The sequence below is a fragment of the Lutibacter sp. genome, from assembly GCF_016342705.1.
Classification (GTDB): Bacteria; Bacteroidota; Bacteroidia; order Flavobacteriales; family Flavobacteriaceae; genus Lutibacter.
This window is the reverse complement of record NZ_JAEINV010000006.1, coordinates 131,393-146,021: the sequence shown is the minus strand read 5'-3', so window position 1 is coordinate 146,021 and position 14,629 is coordinate 131,393. Positions and strand designations below refer to the sequence as shown.

At 28.1% G+C, this 14,629-nt stretch carries 21 protein-coding genes; 12 read left to right on the top strand and 9 right to left on the bottom strand.

The window, feature by feature from the left end:
- Positions 1 to 29 precede the first annotated feature (29 nt).
- From idi to JEY78_RS07585, 3 genes are read left to right on the top strand one after another with little or no spacing between them, the layout of a single operon-like run.
- Positions 30 to 548, top strand: a complete 519-nt coding sequence (gene idi / locus JEY78_RS07595; protein ID WP_291849013.1) for an isopentenyl-diphosphate Delta-isomerase — start codon at positions 30 to 32, stop codon at positions 546 to 548.
- A gap of 6 nt (positions 549 to 554) precedes the next feature.
- Entirely contained in the window at positions 555 to 851 is a 297-nt protein-coding gene (locus JEY78_RS07590) for a hypothetical protein (RefSeq protein ID WP_291849010.1), read from the top strand.
- Positions 835 to 1,248: a 6-carboxytetrahydropterin synthase gene (locus JEY78_RS07585; protein ID WP_291849007.1), complete on the top strand. Its 414-nt coding sequence runs from the start codon at positions 835 to 837 to the stop codon at positions 1,246 to 1,248. Before JEY78_RS07590 ends, JEY78_RS07585 begins: the two co-directional genes overlap by 17 nt.
- 101 nt (positions 1,249 to 1,349) lie before the next feature.
- Here JEY78_RS07585 and JEY78_RS07580 read toward each other — a convergent pair whose 3' ends face one another.
- Genes JEY78_RS07580 through JEY78_RS07570 form a run of 3 tightly spaced genes read right to left on the bottom strand, consistent with a single transcriptional unit; the run spans position 1,350 to position 3,240 of the window.
- Positions 1,350 to 1,553, bottom strand: a complete 204-nt coding sequence (locus JEY78_RS07580; RefSeq protein WP_291849004.1) for a DUF2892 domain-containing protein — start codon at positions 1,551 to 1,553, stop codon at positions 1,350 to 1,352.
- A 52-nt stretch (positions 1,554 to 1,605) separates the two neighbouring features.
- Complete coding sequence (locus JEY78_RS07575; protein ID WP_291849000.1) at positions 1,606 to 2,199, bottom strand: hypothetical protein; 594 nt, start codon at positions 2,197 to 2,199, stop codon at positions 1,606 to 1,608.
- Positions 2,200 to 2,235: 36 nt separating this feature from the next.
- Positions 2,236 to 3,240: an adenosine deaminase gene (locus tag JEY78_RS07570; RefSeq protein WP_291848998.1), complete on the bottom strand. Its 1,005-nt coding sequence runs from the start codon at positions 3,238 to 3,240 to the stop codon at positions 2,236 to 2,238.
- Between the two features lie 195 nt (positions 3,241 to 3,435).
- Here JEY78_RS07570 and JEY78_RS07565 point away from each other — a divergent pair, with 195 nt between their 5' ends.
- A complete protein-coding gene (locus JEY78_RS07565) occupies positions 3,436 to 3,888 on the top strand; it encodes a peroxiredoxin (RefSeq protein WP_291849240.1) in 453 nt (150 codons plus the stop codon).
- Between the two features lie 36 nt (positions 3,889 to 3,924).
- Here JEY78_RS07565 and JEY78_RS07560 read toward each other — a convergent pair whose 3' ends face one another.
- On the bottom strand, positions 3,925 to 4,290 hold the full coding sequence (locus tag JEY78_RS07560; protein ID WP_291848995.1) for a hypothetical protein: 366 nt from the start codon (positions 4,288 to 4,290) through the stop codon (positions 3,925 to 3,927).
- A 476-nt stretch (positions 4,291 to 4,766) separates the two neighbouring features.
- On the opposite strand from JEY78_RS07560, the gene JEY78_RS07555 reads away from it, so the two are divergent.
- Together JEY78_RS07555 and JEY78_RS07550 are read left to right on the top strand one after the other, a co-directional pair.
- Positions 4,767 to 5,033: a hypothetical protein gene (locus tag JEY78_RS07555; RefSeq protein ID WP_291848992.1), complete on the top strand. Its 267-nt coding sequence runs from the start codon at positions 4,767 to 4,769 to the stop codon at positions 5,031 to 5,033.
- A 118-nt stretch (positions 5,034 to 5,151) separates the two neighbouring features.
- On the top strand, positions 5,152 to 5,364 hold the full coding sequence (locus JEY78_RS07550; RefSeq protein ID WP_291848990.1) for a hypothetical protein: 213 nt from the start codon (positions 5,152 to 5,154) through the stop codon (positions 5,362 to 5,364).
- Here JEY78_RS07550 and JEY78_RS07545 read toward each other — a convergent pair.
- Positions 5,361 to 6,308, bottom strand: a complete 948-nt coding sequence (locus JEY78_RS07545) for a LysR substrate-binding domain-containing protein (protein WP_291848988.1) — start codon at positions 6,306 to 6,308, stop codon at positions 5,361 to 5,363. The genes JEY78_RS07550 and JEY78_RS07545 overlap by 4 nt on opposite strands.
- A gap of 104 nt (positions 6,309 to 6,412) precedes the next feature.
- Between JEY78_RS07545 and JEY78_RS07540 the strand changes: the two genes are divergently transcribed.
- Positions 6,413 to 6,883 (top strand): Dps family protein, encoded by a 471-nt coding sequence (locus JEY78_RS07540; RefSeq protein ID WP_291848986.1) that lies wholly within the window; start codon positions 6,413 to 6,415, stop codon positions 6,881 to 6,883.
- Between the two features lie 55 nt (positions 6,884 to 6,938).
- Here JEY78_RS07540 and JEY78_RS07535 read toward each other — a convergent pair whose 3' ends face one another.
- Genes JEY78_RS07535 through JEY78_RS07520 form a run of 4 tightly spaced genes read right to left on the bottom strand, consistent with a single transcriptional unit; the run spans position 6,939 to position 9,750 of the window.
- Positions 6,939 to 7,745, bottom strand: coding sequence for a 1-acyl-sn-glycerol-3-phosphate acyltransferase (locus JEY78_RS07535; protein WP_291848982.1), 807 nt, complete (start codon positions 7,743 to 7,745; stop codon positions 6,939 to 6,941).
- Between the two features lie 41 nt (positions 7,746 to 7,786).
- On the bottom strand, positions 7,787 to 8,419 hold the full coding sequence (locus JEY78_RS07530; protein WP_291848980.1) for a CoA pyrophosphatase: 633 nt from the start codon (positions 8,417 to 8,419) through the stop codon (positions 7,787 to 7,789).
- Complete coding sequence (locus JEY78_RS07525; protein WP_291848977.1) at positions 8,420 to 9,031, bottom strand: trimeric intracellular cation channel family protein; 612 nt, start codon at positions 9,029 to 9,031, stop codon at positions 8,420 to 8,422. It lies immediately after the preceding gene.
- Positions 9,031 to 9,750: an RDD family protein gene (locus JEY78_RS07520; protein WP_291848975.1), complete on the bottom strand. Its 720-nt coding sequence runs from the start codon at positions 9,748 to 9,750 to the stop codon at positions 9,031 to 9,033. The genes JEY78_RS07525 and JEY78_RS07520 overlap by 1 nt, the downstream gene beginning before the upstream one ends.
- A gap of 106 nt (positions 9,751 to 9,856) precedes the next feature.
- Between JEY78_RS07520 and JEY78_RS07515 the strand changes: the two genes are divergently transcribed.
- Genes JEY78_RS07515 through JEY78_RS07495 form a run of 5 tightly spaced genes read left to right on the top strand, consistent with a single transcriptional unit; the run spans position 9,857 to position 14,629 of the window.
- Positions 9,857 to 10,825 (top strand): stage II sporulation protein M, encoded by a 969-nt coding sequence (locus JEY78_RS07515; protein WP_291848972.1) that lies wholly within the window; start codon positions 9,857 to 9,859, stop codon positions 10,823 to 10,825.
- Positions 10,815 to 11,702 (top strand): hypothetical protein, encoded by an 888-nt coding sequence (locus JEY78_RS07510; protein ID WP_291848969.1) that lies wholly within the window; start codon positions 10,815 to 10,817, stop codon positions 11,700 to 11,702. Before JEY78_RS07515 ends, JEY78_RS07510 begins: the two co-directional genes overlap by 11 nt.
- A 4-nt stretch (positions 11,703 to 11,706) precedes the next feature.
- On the top strand, positions 11,707 to 12,447 hold the full coding sequence (locus JEY78_RS07505) for a DUF4129 domain-containing protein (protein ID WP_291848966.1): 741 nt from the start codon (positions 11,707 to 11,709) through the stop codon (positions 12,445 to 12,447).
- A complete protein-coding gene (locus JEY78_RS07500; RefSeq protein ID WP_291848964.1) occupies positions 12,448 to 13,656 on the top strand; it encodes a DUF4350 domain-containing protein in 1,209 nt (402 codons plus the stop codon).
- Positions 13,643 to 14,629 (top strand): MoxR family ATPase, encoded by a 987-nt coding sequence (locus JEY78_RS07495; RefSeq protein ID WP_291848961.1) that lies wholly within the window; start codon positions 13,643 to 13,645, stop codon positions 14,627 to 14,629. The genes JEY78_RS07500 and JEY78_RS07495 overlap by 14 nt, the downstream gene beginning before the upstream one ends.

The window sequence follows — 14,629 nt, the reverse complement described above, 5'->3', positions numbered from 1 at the left end:
TTTTGTAAGTTTGTAATTATTGAAAAAAAATGAGAGAAGAACAAGTAATATTAGTAAACGAAAAAGACGAACAAATAGGTTTAATGCCAAAAATGGAAGCGCATGAAAAAGCTGTGTTGCATAGAGCATTTTCAGTTTTTGTATTTAATGATAAAAATGAATTAATGTTGCAACAACGCGCAGCACATAAATACCATTCTCCTTTATTATGGACAAATACGTGTTGCAGTCATCAAAGAAACGGTGAAACAAATATAGAAGCTGGCACAAGAAGGTTGCAGGAGGAAATGGGTTTTGTATGTGATATAGAGGAGGTTACCTCATTTATTTACAAAGCGCCTTTTGATAATGGCTTAACCGAACATGAGCTTGATCATATATTAATAGGCTATTATAATAAGGAACCAAAAATTAATAGTGATGAAGTAGAAAGTTATAAATGGATGCCTTTAGAAGCTGTAAAAAATGATATTGAACAGCATCCGTTAATGTATACGGAATGGTTTAAAATAATTTTCAAAAATTATTACAGTTTTATTAATAAGTAGAGTGAAATGCGAAAAATAGAAGAAAATTTTATTGAAAGTTGGGAACTTGTAAGAAAGAACGGGAGAAATAGATATGCACTTAGAACTGGTGTTTTATGGAGTATTTTTACTGCTTTTTTAACAAAAGTATTTGAATTATCTGTTCATTCTTTTGAAGAAGTCTATTTTTCAAAGTCGTTTTTAAATTATTTAGCACTTTTTATTTTGGTTGGAATTGTGCTATTCTGGCAATTTATTTGGAAATTTAATGAAAAACGATATTATATTTTAAAAAAGAAAAAAGAAGATGAAAGTAACAGTTAGCAGAAAGGCTCATTTTAATGCAGCGCACAGATTGTATAATTCTGAGTGGACAGATGCCAGAAATGCCACTGTTTTTGGAAAGTGTTCCAACCCAAATTATCACGGCCACAATTATGAATTAATAGTTTCTGTGAAAGGAGAAGTACATCCTGAAACTGGATTTGTAATGGATATGAAAATATTAAAATATTTGATTGAGAAGGAAGTAGAAGAACAATTTGATCATAAAAATTTAAATGAAGAAGTTGCAGAGTTTAAAACTTTAAATCCAACAGCTGAAAATATAGTAGTTGTAATTTGGAATAAATTACGAGCAGAAATTGATAATAAATTAGAACTTTCTATTACCTTATACGAAACACCAAGAAATTTTGTAACCTACTCAGGTGAAGAATAATAATAAAGAAGCTGTTTAAAAAGTTTTGAAAACCGTCAACCTTAAATAAATTCAGGTTGACGAAAATATCACTTTTTAAACAGCCTCTTTATTTTAAAATATTATTTTCTTTTACAAGTATTTATGCCAAATAAGGTGTAAAGAGGACAAAAACTAACTAAACTTGTAATTAAAAGGATAATTCCAAAAGCTAAAACTATAATAGCAGTTGTTCCACTAATTACATTTAAATAATATAATACTGCAACTAAAATTCCTAATAGAACTCTAATAAATTTGTCGGCTGTACCCATATTTGCTTTCATAGTTGTGTGTGTTTAAAGGTTAATTAAATAAAAGTACAAAAAAGAAATGTAATTAATCTTTTTTCTGTTTATTAAGTTCGTCTTGCAGTTTACGCATTACTTTTTGTTCGCGCTCTAAAGCTTTTGTTCGGTGCTCTTCAAATTCCTCTTCAAGTTCTTTTATAGTTAATTTAGCCTCTTTTGTAAAGGTATTGCTTTGTCTAAATTTTATAAAATAGATGGCAAATAAACCCATAAAAATTAAAATAAGAGTATAGGTTAAAGTTTTATAAAATGCTTTATTCATTGGAATTCCTATAAATGAAATTTGTTGCTCTTCAGTAGTTAATTTTTCATTTAATAGTTCAATTTCAGAAAGTTCATTTTTTAAGCTGTCAATTTCTTTTTGCTGATTAAGAATGTTGCTTTTATGAATAGAAATAGTGTTTTTATTTTTTGAAATAGTATCATTTACATTTGCTTTTAGTTTTAAAAGCCATTGGTTTTTTACCACTTTTTGCTCTTGAAAATAATTTGTGGATTGATTTATTAAGTAATCAAATTGATTTTTTACAGAACCGCTATCAATAAATTTTTGAGGAGATTGGCCGTAAGAAAATGCAGTAGAAAAAATGAAAGTTAGTAAAATTAATGTTTGTTTAAACATGGTTAAGTTTATTTGTATTTTTAACGAATGGAATTGTTACTTAGTATTAAAATAAGCATCTAATTCAACTAAATATTCTTGTTTTTTTGAAAAATGTAATAATGAATATTGAAACGAATTTTTAGCAATTTGATATACTTCCTCTTTGCTAAGGTTTAATGCTTCTTGAATGGCTACATAATTATCATTTACGTGCCCGCCAAAATAAGCTGGATCATCTGAATTAATAGTTACTTTTAAACCTAAATCCATCATTTTTTTCAGCGGATGATTATTTAAGTCATCAACAACTTTTAAAGCCGTGTTAGATAACGGGCAAATGGTTAAAGCTAAATCTCTGTCAATAATGTCCGCTATTAAATTTTCATCTTGCAAACAATTATTACCGTGGTCAATTCTATGAATTCCTAATAAATCAATAGCTTCCCAAACATAATCGGCATCACCTTCTTCACCGGCATGCGCTAACGGAATATAACCTTCATTTACAGAGGCTTCAAAAACTTTTATAAATTTTGAAGGTGGATTTCCTGCTTCGGAAGAATCCAATCCAACAGCGGTAATTTTATCTTTAAAAGGTAGCGACTCTTGTAATGTTTTAAAAGCGTCTTCTTCACTTAAATGTCTTAAATAACTCATTATTAATAATGAAGATACTCCTAAGTTCAACTTGGCATCTTCACAAGCATTCGATATTCCTGTAATTACTGTTTCAAAAGAAATACCTCTTGTGGTATGCGTTTGAGGGTCGAACATAATTTCTGTATGTTTCACATTTTGTTCGGCACATTTTTCTAAATAACTGTAGGTTAAATCGTAAAAATCTTGTTCATATATTAAAACATTTGCTCCTTGATAATAAATGTCTAAAAAATCTTGTAAGCAATTAAAATTATATGCTTTAGCTAATTCTTCAACAGAATTATACGGGATTTCAATATTGTTTCTTTGGGCTATATTAAATAATAAATGAGGTTCTAAAGTACCTTCAATATGTAAATGCAATTCTGCTTTGGGTAAATTTTCAATAAATAATTTCATTCTTAAATTTAAATTGTTCAGCTATAGTTTTATAAATTAATTACTAATAACATAGCTAATTTTAGCATACAAATCTACATAAAACAATATTTTTATAGCATATTTGTTAAAAATAAATAAATGAAGAAAATAATAATAGCAATTTCTGCAACAATTGGTTTACTTATGTTGTTATTTTTTAATAAAAATGAAGAAATGAAAATAATTGAAATAGGCGATAAAGTACCCAGTTTTAGTTTAAAAGATCAAAACGGGAATTCTTTTAATATTGAAAATGAAATTGGTAAAAGAATGGTTATTTACTTTTATCCTAAAGATGATACTCCAGGTTGTACAAAAGAAGCTTGTAAATTTAGAGATGATTTTGAAAGTTTTAATGATTTAGGCGCGTTAGTTATTGGAATAAGTGCGGATAGCGTAGCTTCTCATAAAAAGTTTAAAGAAAAATACAACTTACCATTTACTTTATTAGCAGATATAGATAATAAGGTGAGAGCACTATTTGGTGTGCCAAAAAGCATGCTGTTTTTACCAGGAAGGGTTACTTATGTAATTGATAAAAAGGGTATTGTTAGGTATATTTTTAATAGCCAATTTGGTGCTGAAAAGCATATTGAAAATGCTTTGGAAAAATTAAAAGAACTATAAGACTATATAAAAATAGCCTTATAGCTATATATGATGTTAAGAAGCTTTTGAAATAGTTGTATTTAAAGGGAATTTAAAAACAGCTTTACAAATAGTATCATTTAAATCTGATGCTTGGTTTTGAACTGTGGCTAATAAATGTAATTCAGAAGCATCGTACTTAATTATTTGAGATTTTATAAGCAATTTATCATTTAAAAAAGCATTTTTTAAAAGTTGCAATTTATATAATTCAGGAAGCGGAAACGCCATATATGCATGTTTTTCTATGATGCTTTTAACAAAATCTTCCATTTCATTAAATAAAACATGGGTTAAAAGAGCGTTTTGAGTATTGGTATCTTTTTCGGTTACTGTGAAGTGTCTTTCTGGACTGGTATAGGTGTTTTCTAAAGTTTTCATTTTTAATTTTTTTAATGATGAATTAATAAGGGAATGGGAATGTGTCTGTTTTTGTTTGTAAATAATTGATTACAAAGCATTGTAATGTTAAAATAGACCTGTTGGATACATTGTGATTGTTTCATAATAGTTGTTTTTAATTAATAATTATTGAAAAAAAAAAGGTGCTTTTTAGAAAAAGCACCTTTTAAATATATTTATAATAGTTTGGTATCATTAATAATCATAGAAAGTGCCTTTATGCTTGCATACTAGCTGTTGTTTAAACATATTAACAGCTATATTACATGCCGCAGAATATGACGATTTAAAATCGACTATTGTTGCCATAATAGGTGCTGATATGTTTAAAACTGCTTTCATATATAGTTTCAAAAATAAAATATTTTTTTAATAATCAAACATTATTTTAAAAATATTTAATTAATGAATCAAATTCTTGTAAATTTGCCTGAAAATATAAATATATTATTATTATGGCAAGTGTTAAAAATTTAAAGAAAGATATAAATTACGTTTTAGGTGATATTATTGAAGAGTGTTATGTGTGGGAATTATTAAACCCAAAAGCTGATAAAAAAAATGCTGAGGCAATTATTGATGAAGCCATTAGTTCTTTTGATTCTTTAATTGAAAAAGTAAACGCAAAAAAGGTAGCAGATAGTAAAGCGCACTTTAAAGCAATAAATTCAGAATTTGAAGAAACTGCAAATGCTTTGTTAGCAAAAATTAATTCTTTATAATACTTTAGGATTTATTTAAGCTTTTTTTAGTTTGATTTATTATTAATTTTAGTTAAATTTATACAATAATAAACCCATTAGTACGTTCTTTATATAACCCTTAAAATTATTATAATTTATGGCAAGAGCAATGTTTGAGTACACAAAAGCGATTCTTGAAAAAGTTAGCTTTAACGCAGATTTGTTTAAAAAGGAATTAGAAAAAGCAGTTAACAGATTATTACCCTATGAAATAAAAGAATTATTTTATTGGCTAAAGGATTTTACATTAAATAAACCAGAATTGTATAGTTGTTTAGCATTAATTGAAAATACAAAAAGGAGCTCTTAAGCTCCTTTTTTTTGTTGTATAGGGCTAATTATTTTAACATCACTAAAGGCAATTACGCCTCTAATAACACTATCTATAACATTTTTTAAGGAATCTATCATATGTATTTTTAATTGAGATTTATGATAAATTAAACTGACCTCTCTTGCAGGTATAGGATCTTTAAATTCTTTTAAATACATTTTATCTTTTTCATTAATTTCTAAGGTTTGCAAGTAAGGTAGTAAAGTCATCCCTAAACCTTCTTTAGATAGTTTTATAAGTGTGTCAAAACTTCCACTGTGTAATTGAAAACGAGAATTTTTATTTCCCAAAGCACTACATAAATTAATAATATTCTCTTTAAAGCAATGGCCATCTTCTAATAATAAAATATCGTCAATGTTTAAATCAGCAACATCAATGGTTTTATTGACAAAAAGTCTATGTTCTGTAGGTACAAATGCAACAAAAGGTTCGTAATATAAAACACGTTCTTTAATTGACTCATTTTCTAAAGGTGTCGCAGCTATAGCAACATCTATATGTCCATCACTTAATTTTTTTACTATTTCTTCTGTAGTTAATTCTTCAATTTTTAAATTAACTTTCGGATATTTCTTTATAAAAGTTTTTAAAAATAAAGGAAGAAGTGTTGGCATAATAGTAGGAATAATACCTAATTTAAAATCACCACCAATAAAGCCTTTTTGTTGCTCAACTATATCTGTAATTCTATTGCTTTCATCAACAATTATTTTTGCTTGTTCAACAATTTTTGCACCAACTTCAGTTAATTGAATTGGTTTTTTATTTCTGTTAAAAATTTGAGTATCTAATTCTTCTTCCAATTTTTGAATTTGCATACTTAATGTTGGTTGGGTAACAAAGCAGTGTTCTGAGGCAACAGTGAAATTTTGGTATTCAGCAACCGCTAAAACGTATTTAAGTTGTGTAATTGTCATTGGTATAAATTTTTTTGATAAAGATATTAAAAGAATCAATATTACTTATAATAAATAACAGATATTATTAACGATATTTGATATAGAAATTAAAAATAAAAAATATGAACACAACAATTATTGGTTTAAACAAACAAAAAGCAGATAAGTTAGTAATTAGCTTAAATGATTTACTAGCAAATTTTCAAGTATATTATCAGAGTTTAAGAGGGTTACATTGGAATATAAAAGGGAAATCTTTTTTTGAATTACATGTGAAGTTTGAAGAATTTTATACAGATTCTCAAGAAAAAATTGATATGATTGCTGAAAGAATTCTTACTTTAGGTGGTCATCCATTGCATACTTTTGAAGATTATACCAAAATGGCAAAAGTACCAGTTGGAAAAAATATATCAAAAGATACTGAAGCAGTTCAATTAGTAGTAAATTCTTTAGCAGAATTAATAAAAATTGAAAGAATTATTTTAGAAGAATCTGGTGAAGCAAATGATGAAGGAACAAATTCTATGATGAGCGATTTTATTGCTGAACAAGAAAAAACAATATGGATGTTAAATTCTTGGTTAAATTAAAAAAGGTTAATTTAATAAAACAAAAAAGGGAAGTTTAACTTCCCTTTTTTTGTTTTTAACTCCAAAATTTTCGTTGTTTATTTAATTCATCCTCTTGTTTTTTAAACTCTTCCGGAGAAATTACTTTTAAATGTGAAGGATGTTGTTCTATTTCAAATTGAATTCTTTCAATAATTTGTTCAATAGTTTCATTTTCATAATCAATTTCCATAGGAGGTTTAATAACCATTGATTGTAATACATTTCTTTTCTTAATCATTAACCCCTTTTTGTCATAAGCTCTTCTAAATCCGTCTATTACAATAGGTACAACTACAGGTTTATATGTTTTAATAATATGTGCAGTTCCTCTTCTAATAGGTTTAAAAGGTGTAGTGGTTCCTTGCGGAAATGTAATTACCCAACCATCACTTAAAGCTTTTTTAATATTACTAATGTCAGACATTTTTACTTGCCTATTTACATCTTTTCCTTGACTTCTCCATGTGCGTTCAATAGATATAGATCCAACATATGCAAATATCTTAGGTAATAAGCCTGCCTTCATGGTTTCTGAAGCTGCTATATAGTAAATGTTTAATTTTGGGTTCCAAATGTATCCTATATTTTTAATACTATTTTCTCTCCCTTTTAATGCTGCATTAAATACATGAAACATGGCTGCAACATCTGCAAAATAGGTTTGGTGATTGGAAATGAAAAGTACGTTTGTTTCGGGCAATTGTCTAATAACTTCAGAACCTTCAATTTCAAGTTTATTGAAACGACGATATCTTCCGTGAGAAACTACACCGAAAATACGAATAAGCCACCTTTTTATAAATAGGATGTGCCCAAACGGATTTGTTTTAAAAATTGGCATTTAGTTGGATTTGGTTAAAACAAATTTAGTAAAAAAAATGTTTACAATTTTTTAATTAATTCTTTCATTTCGCTTAACATCATTGCAGTGGCTCCCCAAACTACATAATTGTTTAATTTAAAGCAAGGTACATTTATGTTTTTTGCATAGGAGGTTGATAAAACTTGGGAGGAAACGTTATTTTCATTTAAAAAATCTGCCATAGAAACATGAATAAGCTCTGCTACTTCGTGATTTTTTATAAAATTAGGTTTAAAATTAATGGTGCTTAAAAATGGGGTTACAATAAAATTACTTGGTGGAATATACACATCTGTCATTTGTTTAAAAATTGAAACGTGCTGCATAAGTACACCAACTTCTTCATGTGTTTCACGTAATGCGGTATTTTCTAATGAAAAATCTTTTGATTCATATTTTCCGCCGGGAAAACTTATTTGTGAAGCATGCGTGCCATTATAATCTGCTCTTTGTGTTAATAAGAAAGTGGTTTTATTATTGCTGTCAGGGTAAAATAATACCAATACCGCCGCTTTTTTTGGATTTTTAGAATGAATAATTTCTTCGGTAAATTTAGTTCTTATTTTAGGGGCTAATTTAAATTGTGCATCTGTTCCTCCAAGTTCAAAGGAATTTATGCGATTTAAATTATTTTTAAAATACGTAAAATCCATTTATTTTTTTGCGTAAAATGTTGGAAGTGATAAATGAAATAACACAGCAATTAATCTAATAGATATTACAATTGCAGAAGTTGCAATATAAATAATGTTTTCGTTAAACTCTAAATTATGTAAAGCAAGGTATGTAATAGACCCAAAAACACTGGCGGTTGCATAAATTTCTTTTCTAAAAATTACAGGAACTTCATTACACAAAATATCTCTAATAACCCCTCCAAATGAAGCCGACATGGTAGCAATTGAAATTACTATAACTGGATGAAAACCATGTTTTAATCCAATTTCTGTTCCCATAATAGTGTATAACCCAAGCCCAATAGTATCAAATAAAAATAAAGATTTATTTAAATACTTCAATTTTTTTCTGAAGAAAACTGCAAAAAAATACGAGCCCATAATTATAAATATGATGTCGGTATTTTTCATCCAAAATACGGGTTGCGCTCCAATTAAAACATCACGTAAGGTTCCTCCACCAACGGATGTTGCAAATGCAATGATAAAAACTCCAAAAGGATCTAATCTTTTGCGCATTGCAACTAATGATCCGGAAATTGCGAAGGAAATAATTCCTAAAATATCTAATACGTTAAAAAGCGTCATTACATTTGTTGGGTAAAATAGTTGTAGTCTTTAATCACAATATCCACAAAATCAATAGGTTTCATTTCAGTTTGAATACCTGTTAAATCCACAATTTTTTGATGAATTTTTACAATAATTTTGTGATTTCCTTTTCGTCTCGCTTTTAAGTACAACTCTTTAATAGTTTGAATATCTTTATCTGTAAGTACAGTAACCTGTGGAAATGTAGGAGTATATTCTTCTGGAATTTCAACTACAATAGTATCATTAATAGAAAAAATCTTTTTTTCTGAAATAACAGTTGTTCCAGCAGCCAAATCACCTAAACGTTGACCTTTTCCATTTAATAAAATGGTTAACAAAGCTACAGAGCCAGAAGCCATGGATATATCAACCACTCTAAGCATCCATCTAATTAAAAAATTTGAAAATGTTGGTTTGGATCCGTCTAATTTTGTGACTCTAATTTTATTTAAATATTTACCAGGACTTTGTCCGTTCATTAAGGTTTCAAATAGTAAACTATAAAAAACTACGGGTAAACTTAATAAACCATAAATTAAATATAAATCGCCTCCTGAATTTAAATTTAAACTGTCTAAAATTAAGTAAATAAGTAGGTAATAACCACCTATAATAAAGGCATCAATAAAAAAAGCACCAATACGTGTACTTAAATTGGCTACATTTTGTTGAATTGTTACATTTTGGGCAGTTTCAATGTGAAAATTATCCATTATTTATTGTTGAACTTTTTGGCTGATACAATTTGATTATCTACTTTCGTTAACTTGAATCTTCAATAATGTAAATTGTTATATTGAAACGACAAAAATAATAAAAATGCGCGAAGCATCCTTTGTAAAAGCAAATAAAAAGAAGTGGTTATTGTTTGAAAATGTTCTCGACAAAAAAGAACAGGTTTCCCCCAATAAATTATCGGACTTATACATTGAAATTACAGATGATTTAAGTTATGCTAAAACCTTTTATCCTCAGAGTAATACCGCGTTGTATTTGAATTCAATTGCCTCTAGAGCGCACCAAAGCATCTACAAAACTAAGAAGGAAAGTAAAAACAGATTAGTTACCTTTTTTAAAACAGAATTCCCTTTAGAATTTGTAAAATATCATAAACAATTGCTCATTGCATTCTCAACATTTGTATTTTTTGGAATAATTGGAGCATATTCTGCAGCTACAGATGGTGATTTTGTTCGTTTAATTTTAAGTGATAGTTATGTAAATACTACGCTTGAAAATATTGAAAAAGGCGATCCTATGGCGGTTTACAAAAAAATGGATGAAACAAGTATGTTTATAGCAATTACATTAAACAATATTAAGGTTGCTATGACAGCTTTTGTTTTTGGAATATTTCTTTCCGTAGGAACCCTGTATGTAATGCTACAAAATGGTATAATGTTAGGTTCATTTCTATACTTTTTTTACGATAAAGGATTGCTTTGGGAATCTTCAAGAACTATTTGGATTCATGGAACTATAGAGATTTCGGTAATTATTATTGCTGGTTGTGCAGGCTTGGTTTTGGGAAATGGCTTATTATTTCCCGCAACATTTACAAGGTTAGAATCTTTTAAAAGAAGTTTTAAGGCTGGAATGAAAATTATGGTAAGTACCATTCCGTTTTTTATTGTAGCAGGTTTTTTAGAAGGTTTTGTAACTAGACATACCGAAATGCCAGATTGGTTGGCACTTTTTATCATACTAACTTCATTTAGTGCTATTGTGTACTATTATGTTATATACCCAATTAAATTATCAAAAAATCAAATTGTAGATGGAAATTAAAAATTTTATTGAATTTAAAAAAGAGCGCGATTTAGGTGCGATTATTACAGACACTTTTAAATTTATTAGAGAAAACTGGAAAGAGTATTTTTTAACAGTTTTAAAAATTGTTGGACCCGTATTATTGGTTGCACTTACCGTGTTGGTTTTTTATATGTTTTCAATGTCCGATTTGTTTACAGATATAGGTGGAATTCAAAATAATCCAGGAACATTTTTAGGTACGTTATTTTCATGGGTATTCGGATTAATTTTTGTGTATATTTTGTTGTACACATTACTATCAATGGCTTCTTTATACTTTATTAAATCGTATATAACTAATAATGGTAAAGCAGTTTTTTCTGAAATTAAAACCAATATTTTACAAAATATATGGAAATTTATTGGTTTAGGCTTTTTAATTACACTAGTTACTATTGTTGGAATGGTTTTTTGTTACATTCCGGGTATTTACTTAGGAACGGTTTTATCTTTGGCAACTTCAATTATGGTTTTTGAAGAAAAAAGTATTGGGGATACTTTTTCACATGCGTTTACACTTATTAAAGGAGAATGGTGGAATACTTTTGGAGTGCTAATTGTTGTTTGGATGTTGTTGGTAATTTTAGGGCAAGCGTTTTCAATACCAGCATTTATTTATCAAATGATAAAAATGGGAACCATGGTTGGCAGTGAAGATCCTACAGCTGTATTTTCAATTTTTAAAGATCCTATTTATTTGGCATTGAATATCTTATCGTATGTTTTTCAATTTGTATTGTATTCAATTCCATTAATTTCAACAGTTTTTGTGTATTACGATTTAAATGAACAAAAAAATCAAACTGGAACTTTTGAGAAAATTGATAGCATAGGAAGCGATTCAAGCTTTTAATTTTATGAAAAAAATAATTCTTTTTTTATGGTTTTTACTTATCTCATTGGCTGTTTTTGCACAATCAGATTCACTTACTGTACAAAAAGATCAGGAACTATTAACTCAAAAAAAATTCGATAAAAGTAAGTTAGATTCCTATAAAGCTGATAAAGATTTTGATTATACAGAAAACATAGAAGTGAAAGAACCTACTATGTTTGATCGGATTTTAAATTGGTTTGGTAGGCAAATAGTGCGCTTTTTAGAATGGATTTTTGGAGCTAAAAATGCGCAGGGAATTTTTAAAACAATATTAATGGCGCTACCATATATTGTTGCAGGATTGGTATTATTTTTATTGTTTAAATTCTTTTTAAGAGTAAATTCAAATGCTATTATTTCCAACGCTACCAATAAATCTGTAGTAACAATTACAGAAGAAGAGGAATTGATTAAAAATAAAGATCTCTCTAAGTTAATTTTACAAGCTATTGAAAATAAAAATTACCGATTAGCAGTGCGTTATTATTATTTGCAATTATTAAAGCAATTAGAAGAAAAAGAATTAATTGTTTGGGAGTTACAAAAAACAAACGAAGATTACTCTTCAGAAATTCATGAAGCCAATTTAAAAACAACGTTTAAAAAATTAACGAAGTTGTATGATTTTATTTGGTATGGAAGTTTTGATATTAATGAATTTGAATTTGGTAAAGTTTCATCAGATTTTGAAAGTATAATTAAACAATTGAATAAAAAATAGTTGGATAAATCACTTAAAATATATGTTGCGGTTTTTTTAGTACTAATTTTAGGATATTTATATCTTGAAAGCACTAAAAAACAACCAATTAATTGGTTTCCTAGTTATTTAGAAAGTCATAAAATTCCTCTTGGAACGTATGTTTTAAGAAATGAGTTAAAAACTTTTTTGCCTGGAGCTCCTATTGAAGAAATTAAAATTTCACCGTATATTTATTTAGAAGATTCCACAAGAACCGGAACTTACTTTTTTGCAGACGAAACGTTAAACTTTGGAGATGCAGAGTTTCATAGATTAATGCAATTTGTAAAAAGAGGAAATGATGTTTTTATCTCAACGCACGGAATTCAAATTGATACGCTTAAATTTAAAACCAAGCGTTTGGTAAGTAATAATTTGGATGAAAAAGTGTTTTTTAAGTTTTATAATAAAGCTTTTAAAGGAAAAGAATTTACGTTTGACAGAGCTTTTACAAATCAGGTTTTTACTAAAATAGATACTTTAAACACTACAGTTTTAGGTATTACAGGTTATGTAAACGCAACAAATGAACGTACAGAAGAAGGTGTTAATTTTGTAAAATTTAATTATGGAAAAGGGCATTTTTATTTCCATACATTTCCAGAAGTTTTTACAAATTATAACATTTTAAAGCCAGAATATGAGCAGCATACTGCAAATGTGTTGTCGTATTTAAATCCAAATAAACCACTATTATGGGATTCGTATTATAAAACTGGGAAAAGCGGAGTTTCATCGCCAATGCATTATTTGTTGAGTTCAAAATATTTAAAATGGGCGTATTATATGGCGTTAATTGGTGTGTTGTTTTTTGTAATTTTTGAAGGAAAAAGAAAGCAACGTAGTATTCCAGTGCTTACACCCTTAAAAAACCAAACATTGGCATTTACTCGCACTATTGCCAATATGTATTTTGAGCATCAAGATCATAAAAATTTATCGGAATTTAAAATAAGTTATTTACTAGAGTTTATAAGAACTAAACTACACATTCCAACTACAACTATTGATGAAACTTTTTATAAATATGTTGCTTTACGAAGTGGAAATAATTTTGAAGAAGTAGAAGAACTCTTCAAATTTTGTGATGAAATTCATTTAAAGAATCAAATTTCTATGGATGAACTCATCAAATTAAATAAAATGATTGAAAAATTTAAAAACACAATTCAATATGGAAGAAAATAACGATTTGAATTTTAATAATAGAGTTGATTTAGAAAAACTAAAAGATGCTGTCATTCAAATTAAAGCTGAATTAGGTAAAATAATAGTGGGTCAAGAACATTTTATGGACTTGCTAATTGTTGCGTTATTAGCAGATGGCCACGTATTAATTGAAGGTGTTCCAGGTGTTGCAAAAACCATTACGGCAAAATTACTTTCAAAAACTATTGATACGGGTTTTAGTAGAATTCAATTTACGCCAGATTTAATGCCGAGCGATGTCTTGGGAACTTCTATTTTAAATATGAAAACTTCTGAATTTGAATTTAGAAATGGTCCTATTTTTTCCAACTTAGTGTTAATTGATGAAATTAACAGAGCTCCGGCAAAAACACAAGCCGCCTTATTTGAAGTAATGGAAGAACGCCAGATTTCTATTGATGGACATACGTTTAAAATGAAGCCACCTTTTATGGTGTTGGCAACACAAAATCCAATTGAACAGGAGGGAACATATGCTTTACCAGAAGCACAACTTGATCGATTTTTGTTTAAAATAGATGTTGGATATCCAAATTTAGAAGAAGAAATTTTAATTTTAAAAACGCATCATGATAGAAAAGGAGTGTTGCCACAAACATTAATTTCACCATTACTGTCTGAAGCTGATTTATTAGAGTATAAAAACAAAATTTTCGATATTTTAGTTGATGAAAAATTAATGACTTACATCGCACAAATTATTACCAAAACAAGAAATCATCCTCATTTATATTTAGGAGGTTCACCAAGAGCAAGTATTGCCGTTTTAAATTCATCAAAAGCATATGCGGCTATTAATGGACGCGATTTTGTAATTCCTGAAGATATTAAAAAAGTAATTTCACCAGTGTTGCGTCATAGAATTATTTTAACGCCAGAACGTGAAATGGAAGGGATGACAGCAGATAAAGTAATAGAAATGATTGTGCAATCTGTGGAAGTGCCACGTTAA